Origin of the sequence: Chryseobacterium sp. 'Rf worker isolate 10', assembly GCF_050753305.1 — a bacterium.
Classification (GTDB): domain Bacteria; phylum Bacteroidota; class Bacteroidia; order Flavobacteriales; family Weeksellaceae; genus Chryseobacterium.
The window spans coordinates 954,651-972,285 of record NZ_JBOZOF010000002.1 but is presented as its reverse complement, the minus strand read 5'-3'; the positions used below and the strand labels follow the sequence as shown (position 1 = coordinate 972,285).

General features: G+C 36.4%; 14 protein-coding genes. 11 read left to right on the top strand and 3 right to left on the bottom strand.

Annotated features, from left to right (window positions below):
* The first annotated feature begins 4 nt into the window (after window positions 1–4).
* From LKL37_RS14290 to LKL37_RS14265, 6 genes are all read left to right on the top strand, one after another.
* Window positions 5–1,126 (top strand): serine hydrolase domain-containing protein, encoded by a 1,122-nt coding sequence (locus tag LKL37_RS14290; RefSeq protein WP_431611202.1) that lies wholly within the window; start codon window positions 5–7, stop codon window positions 1,124–1,126.
* 15 nt (window positions 1,127–1,141) lie between these two features.
* Window positions 1,142–2,191, top strand: coding sequence for a DUF6263 family protein (locus tag LKL37_RS14285; RefSeq protein WP_431611201.1), 1,050 nt, complete (start codon window positions 1,142–1,144; stop codon window positions 2,189–2,191).
* 64 nt (window positions 2,192–2,255) lie between these two features.
* A complete protein-coding gene (locus tag LKL37_RS14280) occupies window positions 2,256–2,486 on the top strand; it encodes a hypothetical protein (RefSeq protein WP_431611200.1) in 231 nt (76 codons plus the stop codon).
* Between the two features lie 31 nt (window positions 2,487–2,517).
* Complete coding sequence (locus LKL37_RS14275) at window positions 2,518–5,058, top strand: YfhO family protein (protein ID WP_431611199.1); 2,541 nt, start codon at window positions 2,518–2,520, stop codon at window positions 5,056–5,058.
* 64 nt (window positions 5,059–5,122) lie between these two features.
* Window positions 5,123–5,431: a GIY-YIG nuclease family protein gene (locus LKL37_RS14270; RefSeq protein WP_431611198.1), complete on the top strand. Its 309-nt coding sequence runs from the start codon at window positions 5,123–5,125 to the stop codon at window positions 5,429–5,431.
* Between the two features lie 49 nt (window positions 5,432–5,480).
* Window positions 5,481–6,773 (top strand): glycosyl transferase family 1, encoded by a 1,293-nt coding sequence (locus LKL37_RS14265; protein WP_431611197.1) that lies wholly within the window; start codon window positions 5,481–5,483, stop codon window positions 6,771–6,773.
* Window positions 6,774–6,836: 63 nt separating this feature from the next.
* Here LKL37_RS14265 and LKL37_RS14260 read toward each other — a convergent pair whose 3' ends face one another.
* Entirely contained in the window at window positions 6,837–7,496 is a 660-nt protein-coding gene (locus LKL37_RS14260) for a hypothetical protein (protein WP_431611196.1), read from the bottom strand.
* 141 nt (window positions 7,497–7,637) lie between these two features.
* Here LKL37_RS14260 and LKL37_RS14255 point away from each other — a divergent pair, with 141 nt between their 5' ends.
* The gene (locus LKL37_RS14255; protein ID WP_431611195.1) at window positions 7,638–8,603 is read left to right on the top strand and encodes a YpdA family putative bacillithiol disulfide reductase; all 966 of its coding nucleotides are present in this window, start codon (window positions 7,638–7,640) and stop codon (window positions 8,601–8,603) included.
* 92 nt (window positions 8,604–8,695) lie between these two features.
* On the opposite strand, the gene LKL37_RS14250 is transcribed toward LKL37_RS14255, so the two are convergent.
* Entirely contained in the window at window positions 8,696–9,877 is a 1,182-nt protein-coding gene (locus tag LKL37_RS14250) for an MFS transporter (protein WP_431611216.1), read from the bottom strand.
* A 302-nt stretch (window positions 9,878–10,179) separates the two neighbouring features.
* Here LKL37_RS14250 and LKL37_RS14245 point away from each other — a divergent pair, with 302 nt between their 5' ends.
* The 3 genes from LKL37_RS14245 (at window position 10,180) to LKL37_RS14235 (ending at window position 13,984) form a co-directional block, all read left to right on the top strand.
* Window positions 10,180–11,058, top strand: a complete 879-nt coding sequence (locus LKL37_RS14245; protein ID WP_431611194.1) for a helix-turn-helix domain-containing protein — start codon at window positions 10,180–10,182, stop codon at window positions 11,056–11,058.
* 89 nt (window positions 11,059–11,147) lie between these two features.
* Entirely contained in the window at window positions 11,148–13,076 is a 1,929-nt protein-coding gene (locus LKL37_RS14240) for an oleate hydratase (protein ID WP_431611193.1), read from the top strand.
* Window positions 13,077–13,087: 11 nt separating this feature from the next.
* Complete coding sequence (locus LKL37_RS14235) at window positions 13,088–13,984, top strand: 3-hydroxyacyl-CoA dehydrogenase (RefSeq protein WP_431611192.1); 897 nt, start codon at window positions 13,088–13,090, stop codon at window positions 13,982–13,984.
* An 88-nt stretch (window positions 13,985–14,072) separates the two neighbouring features.
* Here LKL37_RS14235 and LKL37_RS14230 read toward each other — a convergent pair whose 3' ends face one another.
* Window positions 14,073–15,746: a glutamine--tRNA ligase/YqeY domain fusion protein gene (locus tag LKL37_RS14230; protein WP_431611191.1), complete on the bottom strand. Its 1,674-nt coding sequence runs from the start codon at window positions 15,744–15,746 to the stop codon at window positions 14,073–14,075.
* Between the two features lie 153 nt (window positions 15,747–15,899).
* Here LKL37_RS14230 and LKL37_RS14225 point away from each other — a divergent pair, with 153 nt between their 5' ends.
* The gene (locus tag LKL37_RS14225; protein WP_431611190.1) at window positions 15,900–17,030 is read left to right on the top strand and encodes an alpha/beta hydrolase; all 1,131 of its coding nucleotides are present in this window, start codon (window positions 15,900–15,902) and stop codon (window positions 17,028–17,030) included.
* Window positions 17,031–17,635: the final 605 nt, after the last annotated feature.

Here is a 17,635-nt window from a genome sequence, read left to right as displayed (position 1 = left end):
AACCATGAAAATAAAATCACTTTTACCATTATTTTTTGCACCATTCGCTTTGAATGCACAGACAAAAAATACAGCTACAGACAACCGCCTTACCACTGAACTTGATAAGATGGTTCAAAAAGAAGCTCTCGTTTATATGCAGAATCCTGCATGCGTAGGACTTTCAATAGGCGTTTTCAAAGATGGTAAAAGTTATTTTTATAATTATGGAACCACGGAAATCGGCAAGTCTGAACTTCCAACTTCCAAAAGCCCATACGAGATTGCATCCATCACCAAAACATTTACCGGAACTCTTCTGGCACATGCCATAATAGATGGGAAAATTAAAATGGATGACGATATCCGGAAATATTTAGACGGAAATTATCCTAATCTTGAATTTGAAAAACATCCGATAACGATTGCTGATCTTACAAACAATTCATCGGGGCTGCCCCAATTTTTACCGGATCAGTCGGAAACTTTCAAAAAGCCAATGGATTCTATTGCCACAGCATTGTCTGATTTTTATAAAAACTATTCAAAAAAGAAGTTTTATGAAGATCTTCATCAGGTAAAAATTGATTTCATACCGGGAACAAAGTTTAAATACTCTAATGTAGGAACACAGATTGCAGGCGATATCCTGGAAAAAGTATATCATAAAAGCTATGAAAATCTACTTGCTGAATATATCACGAAACCGTTAAAGATGAATCAAACCATTATTGGTACAAATTCTGCAAAGCTATTGAATGGTTATAGTGAAAAAGGCAAAGTAATGCCCAGAAATATCAACACGGTGTTTGCTCCTGCAGGCGGAATTCTTTCTACCACAGGAGATATGGTAAAATATATTGAGTATCATCTGGGGAAAGATGACAAATATGTTCAGTTATCTCATACTCCGATGCCAAAAAGCGAAGGACTGGGAGCCGGATTATTCTGGAAAATTAATACTTCAGAAGATGGCAGTAAGACTATATGGCATACCGGAGGTACATTTGGTTTTTCAAGTGCACTTCAGATATACCCTTCAAAAAATATGGGAGTCATTGTCCTATCTAATGAATCTGATGCACAATCTCAGGGGAAACTGTATAATATTGCAGAAAATATAATAAGAAATAGTAGTAAAAAATAAAGTTAAAAAAATCAAATGAAGAATATTGCAGCGCTTGCGCTTATATCATCAATAGCTCTTGTATCTTGTAAAAAAGAAACAGCAAAAATAACGAAAGTAGATCCTAAAACAGGAAAAACAGTAACGGTAGAAGTACCTGCTGATTCTGTAGCGAAAGTAGCAGAAAACCCGGCAATCAAAGATTCTGCAGGCGTTATTACACAAACTTTCAAACTTGAAAAAGGAAAGACTTACCCTCTTACCACCTATCAGAGAGATGTAAAAACAATGACGGATCCTCAGGGAAAATCGATCACTGCAACCAGCGAGTCTACAGATGAAATGAACTTCGTAGTGAATGATATTAAGGGAAATGTATATGAAATGACCCTTAATCTTGTTGCGAAAAGAAATTCTCAGTCTGCACAGGGAAAAACAGTAGTGGTAGATACAAAACTACCTATTCCTAAAGAAGATGATCTTAAAATGATCTGGAATGTAAACAAAGCGCTTACCGGAAACAAACTTGCCATGAAAATGGATACAAAAGGTAACGTAATTTCCATCACAGGGTTTGATGCTGTGTATGCTAAAGTGGGCACTGCGGTAGGGACGCTTATCAAAGATGCCAATCAAAAGGCAAGCGTAGTAGCAAGCCTTAAGCAGTCATTCAACGAAAAAGTATTAAAAGATCAGTTCCATAAAAACCTGATGATTATTCCTAAAAAAGGAGTAAAAATTGGTGAAAAATGGTCAACTTCTGAAAATGCTGATCCAAGCGGAAACGTAAAAGTAACTTCCAATTATGTAATGAAAAGCTTAGGAAACGGAAGTGCAGAAATTGCAGTAACCGGAGGTATTCCTAAGAAAACTGAAAAGAAAGCTCAGGGACCGATTACTCACAGCTTGAGTAGTGAACTGGTTCAGAACGGAACCATTAAGTTTGACGAAAGCACAGGATGGATTACCAACCAGAATATTACCGTAAAAACGACACAGATAGAATCTATTTCAGACGGAAAACAGTCTCAGTCTATGAAAAGCGTTTCTAATTCTTCCGTAATGGTAAACCCATCTGCTAAATAAAATAACTGAATTAAATGCATTCAGGGTTTAAGTTTTAAACCCTGAACTTTAAATTTTTTAAATTATGAAGTACATTCTTGAGTTAGTACTCTCTGCCATTATTATTTTCTTTGTCTGGAATATTCTGAAAAGAATCTTCTTTAAGACATTTTATAGTTACCGTTTTAATAACAATAATAAAAACAACGGGCAGCAGGACATACACGACTCGAATAAGAATAATAAACAGAACCTTAAATGGGATGCAGAAACTGTAGACTATGAAGAGGTGAAAGAGAGTAAGGACAAAAGGTAAAATTTCCAAGAAATAAAAGATAATAACCAGCATGGCAAAAAATAAAAACTTAATTTATATTGCAGCTTCATTAGTAGTATTTATAGTTTTAGCATTTTTATATTCCACTCCTGTATTTACGGGAAAACAGCTTTTTCAGCATGATATCGTTCAATACAGAGGAGGAGCAAAAGAACTGCTCGACTATAGAGCCAGCACAGGAAATGAAACCTATTGGAGTGACTCCATGTTTGGAGGAATGCCGACTTATCAGATGGGAAGCCAGTTTAAAGGTGACATCATCAAAAAAATCGACAGCAATCTGAATTTCCTGCCAAGGCCGGTAAATTATCTCTTCCTGCTTTTTGCAGGTTTCTTCCTTTTGGGAATGGTAGTGGTCAGAAACTGGAAATACGCACTCTTAGGAGCCACTTTCTTCGGGCTTTCGACCTATTTCTATATTATTATTGCAGCCGGACACAATGGTAAAGTAAATACCATTGAATATTTTGCCCCGCTGCTAGCCGGAATTTTACTCGTTTATATCAGAAAACAATACATCTGGGGATTCATCGTCACAACCCTTTTCATGGGACTGCAGATTGCTGCCAATCACCCGCAGATGACGTATTATCTTTTCCTTGCGCTAGGATTTTTATTCTTGTCTGAATTGATCAGAGCTATCCAGAAAAAGACACCAATGAAGCACTTCCTGATCTCATCGGGAATTATCGCTGCATCATGTATTATCGGGGTTGGAATGAACTCGCAAAGAATCATGGCCAATTCCGAATATGTAAAAGAAACAGTTCGTGGAAAACAAATTTTAGATAACGACAGCCATACTTCAGGAAAATCCGGAATGGATAAAGAAAGTATGCTGATGTGGAGCTACGGACAGCTTGAAACGTTAAACCTTTTCATCCCAAGATTAATGGGTGGAGGAAGCCAGGAGCCGGAAGGGAAAGAGATGATGAACAGAGTTCAGGAACTTGTTCAGGAAAATGTAGGTTCGCAGGCAGAAATGGACAGAATTTCCAAAGGTTTCGGCGGAATGACGTATTGGGGAGATCAGCCGGGAACTTCAGGACCTGCCTATCAGGGAGCTATTGTATGTTTCCTTGCAGTGTTAGGATTTTTCTTTGCTTCGAAAAAATACCGTTACTGGATTTTGGGTGCTTCTATATTGACTATTTTACTGGCATGGGGAAGCAATTTCATGCCTTTATCCGATTTCTTTATTGATTATGTGCCGTTCTATAATAAATTCAGAGCACCATCTTCCATCTTAGTGGTTATAGAGCTATTATTCCCTCTGATTGCCATTCTGGGGTTATACAGATTCTTCACGGACGAAAAACTGACTGAGGAATACAAACAAAAGATTCTTCTTTATGTAGGTGGTGGAACTTTAGGATTATTATTAATTCTTTTGGTCTTTGGAAAATCATTATTAGGGTTTTCAACAGAAGGTGAAAAGACTTATTTCCCTCCTTTCCTACTCGATTATCTTGTAGATGAAAGATATAAATTATTCAGAATAGACGCCATAAAAGCTTTCATTTATGTAGCTATTACCGCTGCAGCATTGTTCTTAACTTTAAAGAAAAAGCTTAATCAGAATATTGCTTTAGTAGTAATCGGAGTCGTGAGTTTATTTGATCTTTGGACTGTAAACAAACGTTACTTAAACGATGAAAACTATGTAGATAAAATATTTGCAGAAAATCCTTTCCAGACAGAAAGTTCAGATCTTTTGGCTGAAAAAGTTCAGGGAAATCCAAATCTGGAATCTATTTTATCCAATGTAAACATCAACAAAACATTGGAAACCATTGCTGAAAAAGATAAAACTCACTACAGAATTTACAATCAGACACTGGGAGTAACAAGTGAGACTAATACTTCTTATTTTAAAGCTTCAATCGGTGGTTATCACGCTGTAAAACTAAGAAGATATGATGATGTATTGAATGAGTATATCAACAATGTTGACAGTGTAAAAACACCTAATGTATTAAATTTATTAAATGCTAAATATCTGGTTTTCGGAGGTCCTGATCAGCCACAGGTTGTTCCAAATCCAAAAGCCAATGGAAACGCATGGTTTGTAAGCGACTTGAAGTTTGTAGATAGCCCTAATCAGGAAATTAAATCTATCGGAACTGTTGATAATAAAAAAACAGCGGTTATCGCATCATCTGATAAATCGTATTTTGATGGTAAACCAGTTCAGGCAGATTCTACAGCATTTATCAATCTTACGAAATATCAGCCTAACGAACTTGAATTTAAATCTCAGTCGAAGACCCCTCAATTAGCGGTATTCTCTGAAGTGTATTATCCTCACGGATGGAAAGTGCTGGTAGATGAGAAAGAAGTTCCATACATTAAAGCAGATTATTTACTTCGTGCAGTGCATGTTCCGGCAGGAAATCACCATATCAGAATGGTTTTCGAACCGGAGGTGATTGAAAAAGGGAAATGGGTTTCTCTTCTTTCATTCGGATTATTTATCCTGTTAGCTGCCTTTGGAATTTTCTGGATGAATAAGAACAAGAAAAAAGAGATTGCAGCTGAACAAAAAGCTTAAAATAATTATTGCGGTATGTCATTCTGAATGAAGCATAGCGTAATGAAGAATCTCAAAATTAAATATGAAAACGTTAGGTACACATAATTACTATGTTTATATACTGACTAATAAGACAAAAACAGTATTATATACAGGAGTTACTAACGATTTAAATAATAGATTATATTGGCATAAAAATCCAGAAGCTACTGAAAAGAGTTTCACCACAAAATATAAATGCTTTTATTTAATATATTTTGAACATTTTAATGAAATTGAGATAGCAATAACAAGGGAAAAGCAAATAAAAGGCTGGACTAGACAAAAAAAAGAAAACTTAATTAAAGAATTCAATCCAGATTGGAGATTTCTCAATGAAGAGATAGAGTGAGATTCTTCACTGCGCTGCGCTTCGTTCAGAATGACACAAAAGTAAATAAATGGAACAAAAGAAAATATTGATTATTACCTATTACTGGCCTCCTGCGGGAGGTCCTGGTGTTCAAAGATGGCTGAAGTTTGCAAAATATCTGCCAGATTTTGGCTGGAAACCCATCATTTATACTCCGGAAAATCCAAGCTATCCATTGCTGGATGAAACGCTGATGAAAGATGTTCCGGAAAATATTGAGATGGTAAGAACCAAAATATGGGAACCTTATCAGCTGGCAGAAAAACTGAATAAAAGCAATAAGAAATTTAAGGCCGGACAATTTGATGTAGGAAAAAATCAAAGCTGGAAATCCAAACTTTCAATCTGGGTGCGAGGTAATTTTTTCATTCCGGATGCCAGAGTCTTTTGGGTAAAACCTTCCGTTACATTTTTGGAAAAATACCTGAAAGAAAATAACATAAATACCATTGTAACATCAGGTCCGCCCCACTCGCTCCATTTGATTGGTTTAGGATTGAAAAATAAAATACCGAACCTGAAATGGATTGCCGATTTCCGTGATCCATGGACAGAGATTTCCTATTACAAACACTTGAAATTAACAAAAAGCTCGGATAAAAAACACCGTCAGCTTGAAAGCGCTGTATTTAAAAAAGCAGACATCACGCTGGCAACAAGTTATACCGATGCTGAAAACTTCAGAAAAGCAGGAGCTAATGCCGTTTGCATTACGAATGGGTTTGATGAAAGTGATTCGGACGAAAAAGTGAAAGGGCAAAAGGCTGAAAATAAATTTACACTTAGTTATATCGGAGTTTTGGAACAACTCAGAAATCCGGAAAATCTATGGAAAACACTTGATGAACTGATCATAGAAAACACTGATTTCGCAGCCAATTTTTCATTGAAATTTGTAGGAAGAATCGATGATAAAATCCTTCAGACTATTGAAAATTCAAAGCTGAAAAATCATATCCTGAACCTTGGATATCTCTCTCATGGTAAGGCGGTAGAGGAAATGCAGAATTCTGATCTACTTCTAATCACCAATTTCCCAAATGAATCATCAAAAGGAATTATCCCCGGAAAGATATTTGAATACCTGGCTTCAGGAAAACAGATTATTTCATTTGGTCCGGACAAAGCGGATGTGGCAAAAATCCTAGAAGAAACACAGGCTGGCAAACATTTTAACTATCAGGACACAGAAACGGTAAAGAAGTTTATTCTTGAAAAATTTGAACTTTGGAAAAACGGCAGCCTTCTCGAAAACACGCAGCATATTGAACAGTTTTCAAGAAGAAACCTTACCCGTCAACTAACTGAGGTTTTGAAATAAAGCAGAATGGAAGTTAGAGGCTGGAAGCAGGAAATTTATTCCTGATCTGCCCGCCTTTAACTTCTATATCGTCCACTGATCGTTCAAAACAGCAACCAGATAATATTTACCCTGAAATTCTTCAAACACAAAACGAACCGTTTTCCAGTCCATATTACCATATTTTTCGGTTCCTTTAATATAGTTTTCAGTGAAGTCATCTTTAGGATAGATTTCCTTTAAATTATTCAGAGAATTACCTCCACCAATGAATTTATTCATTGAATATTGTGAGGTAGTAAAATCTTTAGAAAATACCCACTTGCTTAGATAATCATTGATCGTCGCTTTATAAGGATCTCCGGAACCATCATGGGCACCCCATGTAAACAGTGTTTTAGTGGGTTGATATTTCTCAAAATCTGCTTTAGAAAAATGTTTATCTTCTTTTACATCCACAAAAGCGTACATGGAAAAGCGGACTCCTTTTTCAGGGTGAATCAAAGAGGCAAAAGTGGTATAATCTTTATCTTTTAAAGCTTTTAAAACCTCATCATTGGTCTGTTTTAAAACAGCTTCTTTATTAACGTTATTTTGAACGGTTCCAGCACTGTCAACTTTATTCTGTGCAATGGAATCAATTTGATTGGGAACAGGTTTGCCAGCCTCTTTTTTACAGGCTGTAGCAACACTGAGAACTAATACTGTACTCATAGCTAATAGAGGAATAATCTTTTTTTTCATATGATAAGTTTTTTTGGTGGATAAAAAGAGTACCAAAACTGATGCCAACAGCTATAATTCATAAATGATAAATGATGATTGGTGATTGATAATTCATAGATTATCATTCATAATTTATAATTTCAGTTGTACCTTTGTTCTATGGAAATTTTGGACATTCTCATTATCGGAGCCGGGCCTATCGGCCTAAACTGTGCTATTGAAGCTCAAAAAAACAACCTTACTCATTTAATCATAGAAAAAGGAACCATTGTCAACTCACTGTACAATTATCCTTTATACATGCGCTTTTTCTCTACTGCTGAAAAACTGGAAATTGACGAAATTCCTTTTATTTCTGCGGCTCCCAAACCGGGAAGACAGGAAGCTCTGGAATATTATCAGGGAATTGCCCGACAGAAAAAACTAAATATCAACCTCTATGAAAAAGTATTGAATGTTTCAAAAAATGCTGAAATATTTGAGATCAAAACGACAAAAGCAAACTATTTGGCCAAGAATGTAGTGATTGCAACCGGATTTTACGACATCCCAAATCTCATGAATATCCCGGGTGAACATCTTCCGAAGGTCAAGCATTATTATACCGAACCTTATCCTTACGCAAGGCAGAAAATAGTGGTTGTAGGATCAAGCAATTCTGCTGTAGATGCGGCCCTGGAAACCTATAGAAAAGGGGCTGAAGTAACGATGATTGTCCGTCATTCTGAGATTTCCAAAAGTGTAAAATATTGGGTAAAACCTGATATTGAAAACAGAATTGCCGAAGGCAGTATTAGAACTCATTTTAATGCAGAAATGATCGAAATCAAAGAAGATACCATTGTTTTTAAAGATGAGAAAGGAGAAATTCATGAAATTGACAATGATTTTGTACTGGCCATGACCGGATATCTTCCCGATTTTGACTTCCTGAGAAATTCAGGGATTGAACTTAATAGCGACTGCCTGAATCCGTTTTATAATATCGAAACGATGGAAACCAATATTTCTAATCTCTATCTTGCAGGAGTGGTATGTGGAGGAAAAGATACTCACCTCTGGTTCATTGAGAATTCGAGAATTCATGCAAACATGATCATTGATACCATTCTTTCCAAATCCTAATATTAAACATTAATATATCAAAAAAGTTTCGGGCAATTTCTACGAAATTGCCCGAAACTTTTTGTACTCATGAGTCAAAAGCATGATATCTCTTATATTACCTCTTCTTCAACTTTATTTTTATCCTTAAGCATCCATGGAATGATAAAGTAAAAACCTATGGCAATAGCCACTGCCAATACTCCTGTTCCGATCCACAATATACTGAAGCCTAATTTTTCAGCAATCAATGTTCCTATGTAAGGCGTAACGATGAATGCTATTGAAAAAGAAATTCCATTCAATCCCATGTAAGCCCCTTTATTATTCTCACCCGAACGTAATGCTGTAATAGTGGACATAAAGGGAAGTGTCCATATTTCCCCTACACACAGTAATGTCATGGACAGTACAAGGGCAATCATACTGTAATCAAAAGCCAGCATGGCATACGATATTCCGCACAGAAAAGTTCCGAACAGCATTGTAAAAGCTAAAGTAAAATATTTCTCAGCTACCTGTACCAATCCCATTTCCAGCAATACAATCAGAAATCCGCTGTACCCCAGAATATATCCGATATTTTGCTGACTCAGATGTGCAGTATCCTTATAAAATATCGTCAGAGTACTGAATAACTGGAAGAAACATATCGCAAACAGCATACAGAATGCGCAATAAATTAAAAACTTACCATCGCGGTAAGGAGAACTTTCTTTCTTAACTACAACCGCTTCTTTTACTGTTTTAGCTTTCTCTTTCGCCACTCTTGCTCGATCCTTAAAAAACCAGATATACATCAGCCCTGCCAGCAAAGCAGCCAGTGCATTGCTGAAAAACAGAAACTCATAAGAAATTGCAGATAAAATACCCCCTAATGCCGGACCGATAGAAAATCCAAGATTTACGGCCATACGGTTCAGTGAAAAGGCACGCGTAATATTTTCAGGTCTTGCATATTTGGTAATGGCTACTGAGTTGGCCGGACGGAAAGTTTCACTTACAATACTTTGGGCTAAAATAATCCCGGCCAAACCTGCTTCCGTTGTAAAAAGCGGGATCAGACAGAATAAAGGAACACTGAGAAGTAAGCTCAGGCTCTGTACCCTGTACTCCCCTATTTTATCAGTGATCATGCCTCCCAGCCATGATCCAAGAACCGAGCCTATTCCAAAAAAGCTCAGTACAATTCCTGAATTTTCAATACTGAAGTGTAAATGATTTGTCATATAAACTCCCAGAAACGGAAGTACCATAGAACCAGCCCTGTTGATGAGCATTACCAACGCCAGCATCCAACTCTCCTGCGAGAGTCCTTTGAAAGAACTCGTATATACGTTAATTAATCTCACAATACTATTTTGGGGGAATTTGAAAGTGCAAAATTAGATAAAAATAACCCAAAAGCCTTTATTTAAAACCCTTTTTTATCAATAACATCCATTAAAACAGACGATCAACTGTGTCCTGAAAAAAAATATTTTTTTACAATTTAAAACCTAAAGACTTTTATAAAAATCGTAAATTGCAGTAACAACAAGGGTTTTCGGACTAAAAACACAGTCAAACACAATAAAAATTTAACCAGCACGTAAGAATGGTAACCTACGAAAATTTACATGATACGCTATCCTTTTACAGTATTGACTGTCGGCAATCCTACTATATTTCTTCCGGAAAACCCATTTTTAAATTTCCTAAGGCTCCTTTCAGAATGGATTATTATGCACTTTGCATTTGTACTTCAGGAGAAATCAATATTGAGATAGACCGCCAGAAATATAAAGTGGATGCTCACAGTTTTTTGATGGCTGCCCCTTCTACTATTGTGAAGTTTGTAAAGACCAGTGATGATTTTACAATGAAACTGCTGTTCTTTGACAAAAATTTTCTGATTAAAAATATTTCCAATCCGTTTATCATCGAGAAAATGAATATTTTCTCTAAGGGTTCTTACAGCATTGTAAAAACATCAGCAAAAAATTCTTCGGTGCTGCAAAATCTTTTGGATGATCTTGATAAAAAATCCAAAAAGCAGGGAAAATTTACAGAAGAAATTATCCGCACCATTATTTTTCATTTGTTGCTGGAAACCGCTGAAATTATAGAACAGCAAAATTCTACAAATCCGGTAAAAGAAGAAGGAAAAAAAGATCTTTATCTGAAATTCAGTAAACTGATCAGAGAAAATATTACCCGGGAGCGAACGGTTCAGTTTTATGCAGATCAGCTCCATGTTTCCAATAAATATCTTATCGAAATCATTAAAAAAGCAAGCGGAAAAACACCTCATGAGGTCATTGACGAAGCTCTATTAAAAGAAGCTTATGTCATGCTTGGAAATCCTGATCTCACCATTTCGGAAATTGCTTTTGAACTTCAGTTTAATTCCGCCTCGGCATTTGGCCGTTTTTTCAAAAAACATACTGCGCTTTCTCCTTCAGAATACAGAATGAAAGAAAATATTCAATCATGAGAATTTGGGGATAATAATTCTGAACTTGGGGATATATATCGCTTTGTGAATAGAGGTACCTTTATATTGTTAATTAAAAACAATACAAGATGAGTACGATCAATTCAAAATTCGACAAATTTTTAAATGCCTCTGACCAGTTCGGAAACGTGAACCACGAACCGGATTCAAGTAAAGAAGTTCAGATTAACACTCCTGAAAAAACAATGCCTTTCTCCGATCAGATCGGAAACTATCAACGTAATAAAGGAATTCCTTTACAATCTTACGAAAACAGTAAAATCTATATTGTAGGAAGCGGAATTGCAGGAATGTCTGCCGCTTATTATTTCATCCGTGATGGCCGTGTTCCCGGCAAAAATATTATTTTCCTTGATCAGCTGAATGTTGAAGGCGGATCTCTTGATGGAGCCGGTAATGCAAAAGACGGTTATATTATCCGTGGAGGAAGGGAAATGGATATGACCTATGAAAATTTATGGGATATGTTCCAGGATATTCCTGCTTTGGAACTGCCTGCACCATACAGTGTATTGGATGAATACCGTCTCGTTAATGACAATGACCCGAATTATTCTAAAGCAAGACTGATCCATAATCAGGGACAGATTCAGGATTTCAGTAAATTCGGTCTTGAGAAAAAAGATCAGCTGGCGATTGTAAAACTTCTGCTAAAGAAAAAAGAAGAGCTTGATGATCTTACAATTGAAGATTATTTTTCTCAATCTTTCCTCGACAGTAATTTCTGGTTCTTTTGGCGTTCTATGTTTGCCTTCGAAAACTGGCACAGCTTGCTGGAACTGAAACTGTATATGCACAGATTCCTCCATGCTATTGACGGAATGAAAGACTTCTCATGCCTCGTATTCCCAAAATACAATCAGTACGACACGTATGTAACTCCATTAAAAAACTTTCTGGTAGAAAAAGGAGTACAGATCCAGTTCAATACATTGGTAAAAGATCTTGATATCCATATCAATACGGAAGGAAAAACAGTAGAAGGAATCATTACAGAACAAAACGGAGAGGAAGTAAGAATACCGATCGGTAAGGATGATTACGTTATTGTAACTACCGGATCAATGACCGAAAGTACTTTCTATGGAGACAATAATTCTGTTCCTGAAGTTACGATTGACAACAGCAGTGCCGGACAAAGTGCAGGTTGGAAACTATGGAAAAATCTGGCAGCAAAATCTGAAGTATTCGGGAAACCGGAAAAGTTCTGTAGCCACATTGAAAAATCTTCATGGGAATCTGCTACATTAACCTGCCGCCCTTCCGCTTTCACAGAAAAACTGAAAGAACTGTGTGTAAATGATCCTTATTCCGGAAGAACAGCTACAGGAGGTATTATTACCATTACAGACTCTAATTGGGTGATGAGCTTTACCTGCAACAGACAGCCTCACTTCCCCACTCAGCCGGATGATATCCTTGTAGTATGGGTATACGCCTTGTTGATGGATAAAGAAGGTAATTACATTAAAAAGCCAATGCCTCAATGTACCGGAAATGAGATTCTTGCCGAATTATGTTACCATTTAGGAATGACAGATCAACTGGATAACGTTGTAGAAAATACCATTGTACGTACAGCATTCATGCCTTATATTACGTCTATGTTCATGCCGAGAGCAATGGGAGACCGTCCAAGAGTAGTTCCCGAGGGATGTACCAACCTAGGCCTTGTTGGGCAGTTTGTAGAAACCAATAATGACGTTGTATTCACGATGGAAAGCTCTGTGAGAACAGCAAGAATTGCCGTTTACAATCTTCTGAACCTTAACAAACAGGTTCCGGACATCAATCCGCTGCAATATGACATCCGACATTTATTAAAAGCTACTCAGGCACTTAATGACTACAAACCTTTCTTAGGAGAAGGAATTCTAAGAAAAATATTAAAAGGAACTTATTTTGAACATATTCTGGTCAACCGCCCTGAAGAAAAAGAAGAGCATGAATCTTTCTTGAGCAGATTTCAGGAATGGGTAAAAGGAGTAAAAGACTAAAAATCAATCTCATGGATTTTAAAAATATTACAATAGCAGGAAGTGGCGTGTTAGGATACCAGATCGCCTTCCAGACTGCCTATCACGGATTCAACGTTACCGTTTATGATATCAACGATGAAGTATTGGAAAAAGCCAAAGGTAAATTCACCGCTTTAAGTGAAGCTTACCAAAAGGATTTGAATGCAACACAGGCACAACTTGATGTCACATTTAAAAATATCAGCTATTCATCTGACCTTGCCGAAGCAGTGAAAGATGCCGATCTTCTGATAGAAGCTGTTCCTGAAGATCCAGCCATTAAAATAGAATTCTATCATAAGCTGGCTAAGGTAGCTCCTGAAAAAACAGTATTTGCAACAAACTCTTCTACCCTGCTTCCAAGCCAGTTTGCTGAAGACACGGGAAGACCGGAAAAATTTGTGGCGCTCCATTTCGCCAATGAAATCTGGAAACACAATACCGGAGAAGTAATGCGTCATCCTGGAACTTCTCAGGAAGTATTTGATTCTGTAATCAAATTTGCGAAAGCAATCGGAATGGTAGCACTCCCTATCCATAAAGAACAGCCGGGATATATTGTCAACTCCTTATTGGTTCCATTGCTTGGGGCGGCAGTCAATCTTTGGATTGATGAAGTGTCCGATGTTGAAACGATTGATAAGACATGGATGGTAGCCACAGGTGCACCTGTAGGACCATTCGGTATTCTGGATGTTGTAGGAATTACAACAGCTTACAATATTAATAAAATGGAAGCTGAAGAAACTGAGGATCCATTAAAGATCAAAGCTGTTCAAAAATTAAAAGAAGATTATATTGATAAAGGAAAACTGGGAGTACTGACGGGTGAAGGATTTTATAAATATCCCAATCCTGCATACCTTGACAAAGACTTTTTGAAATAGAATTATAAACTTCAGATTTTAAACTATTAAAATAAAAAGCAGGACTCCAAATGAAGTCCTGCTTTATGTATTATATATTCCCGAAAAATTATTCAGGTTTAAAAGAATCTTTTAACGTTACTGTACGGTTAAATACCAATGCATCGTCTGTAGAATCCTGATCTTTTGTAAAGTACCCAATTCTCTGGAACTGTAATGGCTCTCCAACAGCTACATCCTTCAGGCTTGGCTCAGCAAATCCTTTTACAATTGCTATAGACTCAGGGTTGATGAAGTTTAAGAAGTCTACATCTTTTTCTGCATCAGGCTGCTCTACTGTAAACAAATGATTGTAAGTTCTCACTTCTACAGGAAGAGCATGTTTTGCAGATACCCAGTGTAAAGTCCCTTTTACCTTTCTTAAACTTTCTTCTGTTCCGCTTCCGGATTTACTCTTCTCATCATACGTAGCGTAGATGGTAGTTATTTCACCATTTTCGTCCTTCTCTACTCTTTCAGCTTTGATGATATAAGCAGATTTTAAACGAACTTCGCCACCTAATTTAAGTCTGAAGAATTTATTGTTAGCTTCCTCTTTGAAGTCTTCACGTTCAATATACAGTTCTCTTGAGAATGGTACTTCTCTTGTTCCTGCATTTTCCTGCTCAGGATTGTTTTCAGTCTCTAACCATTCTTCTTTGTCTTCTGGATAGTTTTCAATTACCAATTTTACAGGATCTACCACTGCCATTACACGCTTAGCTACCTTGTTCAGGTCTTCACGTACACAGAAGTCAAGCAATTGGATTTCGATAAGGTTTTCTCTTTTTGCTACCCCTACTTTATCAATAAAGTTTCTGATAGAAGTTGGAGTATATCCTTTTCTTCTCATCCCAGAAATGGTAGGCATTCTAGGGTCATCCCATCCGGTTACTACCCCTTCGGCTACCAGTCTCTGAAGCTTTCTTTTGGAAGTAATCATATAGGAAACATTCATTCTGGCAAATTCTCTCTGCTTGTTTTTTACCTTTCCGTCTTCGTAAACCTGATCCAAATACCAGTTGTACAAAGGTCTGTGGTTTTCAAACTCCAAAGAACAAAGCGAGTGCGAAATTTGTTCAATATAATCAGATTCACCATGAGCCCAGTCGTACATTGGATAAATTTTCCACGCTGTACCTGTTCTGTGATGAGGTTTATTCAAAATTCTGTACATAACAGGGTCTCGCATATTCATATTTGGTGAAACCATGTCGATTTTTGCACGAAGAGACATTGAACCACTTTCAAATTCTCCGTTTTTCATCCTTTCGAATAAATCTAACGACTCTTCAACAGGACGGTTTCTGTATGGAGATTCAATTCCCGGTTCTGCAGGATTCTTTCTTTGTTCAGTAATTACTTCAGATGGCTGCTCATCTACATAAGCTTTTCCTTCTTTAATTAACTGAACTGCCCAATCGTAAAGCTGCTGGAAGTAATCGGATGCGTACAAGACTTTATCCCATTTGAAACCTAACCATTCAACATCTTTCATGATAGAATCTACGAATTCCTGTTCTTCTTTTTCAGGGTTCGTATCGTCGAAACGAAGGTTTACGGGAGCGTTGTATTTTTCACCAAGACCGAAGTTGATGCAGATGGCTTTTGTGTGCCCTACATGCAGGTAACCATTCGGTTCAGGTGGAAAACGGAAACGGATCTGATCTCTATTCAGACCGTTTGCCAGATCATCTTCAATAATTTGCTCAATAAAATTGAGTGATTTTTTTTCTTCTTCCATTAAAGTAGCTTTTATTTTTTAGCAAAAAAAGTTTCACAAAGTTACGGAAAAATAAGCGTTTGTAAAAGTGATAATTTAAAAGCCTTATCCTTTGTATTTCAGGAATTTTCACTAATTTAGAGAAAGCTAAAACCATTGTAACTATTTACCATCATGGGCGTTTATATCTTAAGCAACCGGAAAATTATTCGTCATAAAGGTGAAAAAGTAGACTCTTTTTCCAATGATGAATACTCAATTCCTAATTTCAGAATTGCCAAATGTGATTTTGACAATTATCAGGAACCTACTGCACAGGCTAAAAAAAAGAAAGATTACACCAACAGGAATATTTTAAATTACAAGCTTTTCTCCGAACCTGAAAAACAGGGTTATGAAGATGTTTTAGATGTTTTGCTGAGCGAAAAAGGAATCAAAAAATTTTCTCTTACAGCTAATAATCTTGGCGGAACCCAAAGAATGTTTTACGAACTGTACAAAAATATGTCTTCCACTAAAGACAGAAGTGATGTACTGATCTTTATCCATGGATATCTGTATGATTTTGATGATGAATTAAAGGCTATTCTTGATCTTAAGAAAATATTCATTGACAATCCGGCATCCCCTGTAGAACATATTTTGTTCGTAAGCTGGCCAGCCTCAGGAAGTATGATTCCTTTAAGTTATTTTGATGATAAGGCTTCCAGCATTAATTCCGGGGCATCTCTGATGAGAATGTTTTATTTCTATACCCAATTTTTAAAAGATATTTTTTCCAACCGGGATCTTAAACCCTGCAACCAAAGAATTCATATCATGGCTCATTCTTTGGGAAACAGAGTGCTTCAAAGCATGCTTTACAGCCTTAAAAGAGAGAATATACTGCGCGTTATTGACCAGGTTTTATTATTGAATGCAGATGTAAGTTATAAAGTATTTGAAGATTCTGAAGATTCATACAATAAACTGCCATTATTAGCCAACCGAATTTCCATTTATCTGAACAGGCAGGATCTCATTCTGGGAGCTTCTCAGTTTACGAAAAATATCCTCACCCCAAGACTTGGTAAAAATGGGCCAAGTAATATTGACCAATTCAAAGATATTGTCTCCATTATCGACTGTACCTTTGTAAAAGATGATCTGCTTAACAGCCTTAAATATGAAGTGGGGAATCATTGGGGATACCTTTCCAGCTCGCAGGTACAAAATGATATCTTCCAGAATCTGAACGGAATAGACAGAAACCTAATCTCCAACAGATCAAAAGATAACGAAAATATTTTCACAATTATTTCTTAACAAATAATTAAAATAATCCTTAAAAAATGAACTATACGTTAAAATTAATTCACTTTTATAGTATGGCATAAAGATTGCCAATTCAATCTATAGGGAATTACAATTTTTTATTATGGAACAGATTAAAAAAAGGTTTTCTTATATTTTAAACTATATAAAGAAGGCCATCTTCGTAAAAGATGTGATTTAACTGAGTCAATAACCTTAAACAAAAAACTATCCGACCCAACAACTACTTTATCCTTTAGACAAAGCGATTATAATTACTATTCCTACAGATCTGATGTAGGAATGTATTTTCATGTTTAAATATTTGATTTATTTTTGATAAGTATCCTAAACTTGTATTCTCATTACAATGCGAGTGTCTCATCTTTTTACTATTTTATGATAACAGCATATATATAACTTGTAATCGTCTAACAAATATGTTGAATAATCTCAATTAATTACTCAAGAAGCTTTAGAAAACCTACATTTATTTGATTCAAAGAGACATAAGTTACCCAATACTTAAACCTGAATCATGATAAATAAAACAAAACTTCAGATTACTTCATAATAGGAAGAAAATAAGGCCCGATTTCGTATCGGGCCTATTCTTT